We start from the raw sequence: 3,531 nt of genomic DNA on the forward strand, positions 1-3,531 counted from the left end.
GTTGGTCGGGCTTATGCAGAGGTTATTGAACATTCTTCGGCAATAGAATTAGGAAGTTTTTTAAAGAAATATGTTTCCAGAGAAGCAGAAATAATCTCAGATAAATGGAAAGGATATACACCCTTAAAAAAGGATTTCAAAAATTTGAAACAAGTTGCATCAGAAGACGGAAAGAACTTTAAAGAGCTTCATATACACATAATGAATATAAAAGGATGGCTACGAGGAATACATCATCATTGCAGTAAAGAACGTATGCAAAATTATCTTGATGAATACCATTTTAGATACAACAGAAGGTCAAATATGGATACAATATTCGATGTGTTAATAAGAAAGATGGTTAATTATAAATAAAAATCAATAAAATCAATGCTTAACAAGTGCGACCTAAACGCTTATACCTATTATTTTAAATAAAAAAAGCCCCAATATCAAGGGGCTTAATTTTTATGAGTTAGTAAGAATTACTTCTTTGTTGGCAAGTCCAAATCTGGTTTTGCAGCGGTTTTGTCACCTGTCATTAAATAGGTGTCAAACCATTGAAGCATTCTTAGGTTGTAATCATATTTTGAAGCGGAACGCCGATTTCCGTGTCCTTCACCGGGATAGTAAATTAATCTTACAGGCAATTCAGGTTTACGCACTTTTAGGTGACGGTACAATTCCATCGACTGTGCCGGATGAACACGTGGGTCGTCTGCACCGTGCATAATCAAAATGGGTGTTTGTGAGCGGTCCACATAGTAAATGGGGCTTCGTTTTAAATTATCCTCCCAGTAATCCCAAATTCTTTTTCTTGAGTGTACCAGATACAATTCTTCCGGAATGTCGCTGGTTCCCCATTTGGAGATGTTGTTGCTGATTCCCACAAACATGACCGCTGCGGCAAATCTATCTGAATAAAATGTACTCATCCAGGCTGAAGCGTATCCTCCATAAGAACCTCCGGTTACACCAATGCGATTTCTGTCAGCTATACCCTGAGCAATCAGGTAGTCCACGCCATCAACAATGTCGTCAAATTCTTTTCCGGCAAGGTCGCCCTGGCTGCTGTATGTAAATTCTGTACCACGGCCGGTGCTCCCTCTGTAATTCGGATAAAAAACGGCATAACCTTTAGCAGTTGCCATTTGTCCGGGTATGGAATAAGCGGTTAACCAACCGTTGGTGTAATGCGCTTCAGGACCTCCGTGAACAACAGTAATCAAAGGAACACGAGTTCCTTCCTGATGGTTTAATGGGTACATCAAAATACCCTGAATTTCAAACATACCGTCACGGGTTTTGTAAGTAACCACTTCTTGTCTTCCAAGCTGAACATCTTTTAACCAAGGGTTGTTGTCAGTTCTTTTTGCCGGTTGTGCATTGCGCGTAGTGGCGATGGTAAAAACTTCTGTGGGATGTTGTGGCGAGTTGGCTGTAAACGAAATGGCTCCGCTGTTTCCTCTTGAAAACGAAGTAATGTGGTGAGCGTCAGATCTGAAAATCACCTGCTTTCCGCTACCGTCAGGTCTGATGGTTCCAAGCACTGAGCTTGTTCCTTCGCTTGCAAGAAAGTGGATGGTGTTTGCAGCTGTCCATGAAATATTTTCATATTTTCCTTTGTAGCCCGCATTGATTTTTTGTGGCGTTCCACCATTGGAAGATACGGTCAAAATACGTCCGTCAATCGGGTCGTTGATGTCTTGGCCTGCTCTTAAAGCGAGCCAATTTCCGTCGGGGCTCCATTCAATCTGGCCGAGTTTTCCTTTGTTGTCTATGTTGGCAATAACGTTTCTTGTACTACTGCTCACTACCATTACGCTTTGCTTCATAAAAGAATCATCTACCGAAGAAGTTGGTGCAGCCGAAATGGCAATTTTAGCTCCGTCAGGACTCCAGTTCATCATATACACTGATCCTTCAACATTTAACTGTTGAGGTTGTGGGTTACCGGCAGAAAGATTTACGATAAAAGCTTTTCTTTGGCTGAAATCTTCTTCATAAAAGTCAGGTGAATAAATGAGTGGTGTTCTTGGGGTCTCATCTTTTTCAGAAATAGAGAAAGCTAAACGGTTGCCGTCTGCCTGCCAGTTGTAGTTTAAAATATTTGTGGTATGAGTAAAGATTTTTGTAGCCTCACCACCTGAAAGATTCACTTCAAAAATTGAATTGGCTGAATCACCTGAAAGTCTGCTCAGGAAAGTGATGGTGCCCTTTGAGGGGCGAAATTGTACCTGACTAACACCGGCGGAGGTGAAATAAGGTGTTGATTCGCCGGTTGCAGTGTTTAGAACATACAAATGAGTTGAATTTCTTGCATTTTCCTTAAACGGGTCAGCGGGAACACTAACAGTGTAAGCCACATAGCTTCCATTATCGGAAATGGCACTACTGGTTACTGTTTTCATATTTGCAATATGATCATAAGTAATGCCCTGTGCTTGAATTGTGTTGATTGGGGAAACTAAAAATGCAGCAATAAAAAATGCCATAAACAGCATTTTTGAAGGCACATTCTTCTTGGAGAATAATGTTTTCATCATTTAAAATGGGATTTTGTTATTAGTTGCGAAAGATACAAATTTTAATTTTTTGAAAGGGAGTTAGCGAAACCTTAAAGTACAAAATAACCTCCATCAAAATGAGGGAGGTATATATTTGATGTTTTTAAATTATTTGAATTTCTTTCCTTCAATTTCCTGTCCGCTTTGAAACATGGTCAAACTCTTCGCTGAGCCATTGGGATATAGTGTTGGTATGGCAATTGTTTATATCATCAATAAATTTACTCTTTTTTATAAACATTTTTCTGTGCATTACTTCTGGCAAAAAATTGAATAAGTATTTTTCAAATTTGTAATTTTATAAACTCAAACTCCCGGAAATGAATAACAGAAAAGCTCAACTCAACGCCTTGAACCGCCTGCTGGATATAATGGACGACCTCCGTGAAAAATGCCCCTGGGACCGCAAGCAAACCATAGAGTCACTTCGACATCTCACCATCGAGGAAACCTATGAGTTGGGCGATGCCATCCTTGAAAACGATTTAAACGAAATCAAAAAAGAGCTGGGCGACCTGTTGCTTCACATTGTTTTCTATGCGAAAATTGGAAGTGAAAAAAACGCCTTTGATATCGCAGATGTTGCAAACGGAATAAGTGACAAACTCATTGAACGCCATCCTCATATTTACGGCGATGTTGAAGTGGCCGATGAGGAAGAAGTGAAAAAAAACTGGGAAAACCTCAAACTCAAAGAAGGCAAAAGCAGTGTGCTGGAAGGTGTGCCTAAATCGCTTCCGGCTATGGTGAAGGCCAACCGCATTCAGGATAAAGTAGCCGGAGTGGGTTTTGACTGGGAAAAACCCGAGCAGGTGTTTGAAAAACTCAAGGAAGAGCTGGACGAATTGCAACACGAGGTCAATGAAAACAATGCCGAAAGAATAGAAGCCGAGTTTGGGGATGTCCTTTTTTCAATGATCAACTATGCCCGTTTTCTAAAAGTTGACCCGGAAAGTGCCCTGGAACGCACCAATAAAAAATT

Annotated in this window: 3 protein-coding genes; 2 read left to right on the forward strand and 1 reads right to left on the reverse strand. The window is 40.3% G+C overall.

Annotated elements, in window-relative coordinates; genetic code table 11:
• Positions 1-357: IS1595 family transposase (locus tag AC6F75_RS09320; RefSeq protein ID WP_500714736.1), on the forward strand; the 357-nt coding region annotated here is incomplete at its 5' end.
• 110 nt (positions 358-467) lie between these two features.
• On the opposite strand, the gene AC6F75_RS09325 is transcribed toward AC6F75_RS09320, so the two are convergent.
• The gene (locus AC6F75_RS09325) at positions 468-2,528 is read right to left on the reverse strand and encodes a prolyl oligopeptidase family serine peptidase (protein ID WP_500714737.1); all 2,061 of its coding nucleotides are present in this window, start codon (positions 2,526-2,528) and stop codon (positions 468-470) included.
• Between the two features lie 341 nt (positions 2,529-2,869).
• Here AC6F75_RS09325 and mazG point away from each other — a divergent pair.
• On the forward strand, positions 2,870-3,531 hold a 662-nt coding region (gene mazG, locus AC6F75_RS09330), incomplete at its 3' end, for a nucleoside triphosphate pyrophosphohydrolase (protein ID WP_500714738.1).

Source organism: Planktosalinus sp. (assembly GCF_059864935.1).

Bases quoted from the DNA above. Each gene is read 5' to 3' on its own strand.
- AC6F75_RS09325 (WP_500714737.1), bottom strand. From the start codon at position 2,528: ATGATGAAAACATTATTCTCCAAGAAGAATGTGCCTTCAAAAATGCTG.